The 1698-nt window shown below is 31.0% G+C and carries 1 protein-coding gene; it reads right to left on the minus strand.

Features of this window, described 5'->3' with window-relative positions; genetic code table 11:
- Positions 1–159: 159 nt before the first annotated feature.
- Positions 160–1605 (minus strand): hypothetical protein, encoded by a 1446-nt coding sequence (locus J6Y29_01255; GenBank protein ID MBP5426519.1) that lies wholly within the window; start codon positions 1603–1605, stop codon positions 160–162.
- Positions 1606–1698 lie beyond the last annotated feature (93 nt).

A 1698-nucleotide genomic window follows, 5' to 3' on the forward strand; every position in this document is an offset into this window, starting at 1 on the left:
AATTTATATTAATTACTTTTTTATTTAAAAACGTTTTTTATACACTATTTTAAAAAGAAATTAAATGTTATTTTAGCTTTTATAATTAAACACTTTATAAAGAATTCAAATTTAATGGTATAAAATTAATATTATAGTTAAATTGGCTTAATAAGTTTTCTAATATTTACTACAAAGAATAGTAAGTATTTTTTTATAATCTCCTTTAGTATCATTTCTAATATCTGCAACCATATCTCTATTGTAAAGTCTATAATAAGCCTGTTTTATTTCTCTTAAATCTATTTCAGCTCTGGAAACAATAATTCGAATTAATTGTGTATCCTTTGTTCCGGCCCCTTCTAACGCATTTCTAACTCTAGTAGCAAACCATTCAGGAGTATTAATTGAAGCATAGAAAATTGCTCTTAATAATTTTTCAACATTTCCAGAAAATTCTTTTTGTAAAGAGACATATAAATCTACTCCAGCAATTTGTCTATAAAATTGAGCAATAGTAGCAATTTCACAAGGTGATCTTGTTGAAAATATTTGAGTGAAAACAGATTCATCAGTACCCCATCTTGCTGCTCCTGCTTGATATAATCTTTGTGCCTCCATTTGTAATTCCGCGTGATTTATTGGATAATCATTTTCATGTCTTTGGCATTGTAACATAGCAACCAAAACTCTTCTAAAATGACCAGAAGTTTCGCTTTCTACATATCTAACTAAATCTTTTCCGTATAATTGTTGGAAGAGTATTTTATCTTGATATAATTGGTGTGTTGGTCTTGTGGCTATAATTTCAATAAGAGTAGCCTCATTAGTTCCTAAACGATGCATAGCATCATATAAACTTCTACAATCAAGCTCATATGGTGATTCTAACAAAGCAAGGCATACATCCTCAAAATGTCCAGATAATTCACTTTTTAAATCTTTAACTAAATCTTTATTGTACAATTGTTGGAATAGCAATCTATCTTGATACAATTGATGTGTAGGCCTTGTTGCAATAATTTCAATAAGAGTAGCCTCATTTGTTCCTAAACGATGCATTGCTTCATATAAGCATCTACAATCTAATTCATATGGGGATTCTAACATAGCAATACAAACATCTTCAAAATGGCCTGATAATTCACTTTTTAAATCTTTTATCAAATCTCTTGCTAATAAAGCTTTATATCTTTGTTTAAGCATGTATCTGTGAGCTTGTGGTCTAGATGTTAAAATTCTAATAATTGCAGCTTCATCAGTACCTAAACCTTTCATAGCTGCTCTTAAAGCACGACAATCTTGATCTAATAAATTTTGGGCAATATTATTACCATATGTTTGCCAGGTTGGGTACATTCCTCCTGGTGGGGCATATACTGGAGGCTGTTGAGCATATCCTCCAGCCATTGGAGGCGCATAAGGTTGTTGAGGTGGAAAACCTGCTTGTGGTGGATAACCTCCTTGAGGTGGATAGACTCCTTGTGGTGGATAACCTCCTTGTGGTGGATAACCTCCTTGTGGTGGATAACCACCATAACCTTGATTTGGTGGTACGCCATAGCCTCCTACACCATGTGGTGGTGGATAATAACCACCTTGTTGTGGATAACCTCCATAACTCATTGCTTTTATATATTATAAATTAATTTTTTTTTATTATTTATAATTATTTATAATATTGAAAATATGAATTATTTTATTTATTTATTTTTTAAT

The organism is Clostridiales bacterium (assembly GCA_017961515.1).
Taxonomy (GTDB): Bacteria; Bacillota; Clostridia; order Acetivibrionales; family RGIG10202; genus RGIG10202.